The 399-nt window shown below is 32.6% G+C and carries 1 pseudogene; it reads right to left on the bottom strand.

The annotated features are described in order from the left end of the window. Positions 1-142: 142 nt before the first annotated feature. Positions 143-399: pseudogene (locus M595_RS28605) on the bottom strand (hypothetical protein); the annotation flags it as partial.

The following is a 399-nucleotide window of genomic DNA, read 5'->3' as shown; positions in this document are numbered from 1 at the left end:
GTGTTGGGATAGGAGTTGATAAATTCGTGAAACAGTCTAACAAATTCGGCTTTCTTTTCTACTAACATGAATCCCCAATATTTTTCGACAACAGCAATAGAATCGGTTAATTTCAGCCTGATTTTTGAAAGAGTATTCGGGTTTAATTTGTTCCTAAAGCTTTAATAATTTCATATTCATTTTTATTTAAGTAACGATAACTTTGGGGTGGACGCAAGTCAGACAACTTTTTGGATAAACGTTCAAATTTAACGGGCTTTTCAAAGGGTTTTATTTTCTTGATTAGGATACCAACAACGATAGATGCTCCTTGATAATAACTATAAAATTCTTGGCGACTAATACCAAGATTGTCTTTATATTCATCCCAAAATTTTTTGAGTTCTTGACAGGATGCTT

This window comes from Lyngbya aestuarii BL J (genome assembly GCF_000478195.2).
In the GTDB taxonomy this organism is placed as follows: domain Bacteria; phylum Cyanobacteriota; class Cyanobacteriia; order Cyanobacteriales; family Microcoleaceae; genus Capilliphycus; species Capilliphycus aestuarii.
Note: the sequence above shows the minus strand (reverse complement) of the source record. Positions and strands in the feature narration are given on the sequence as shown.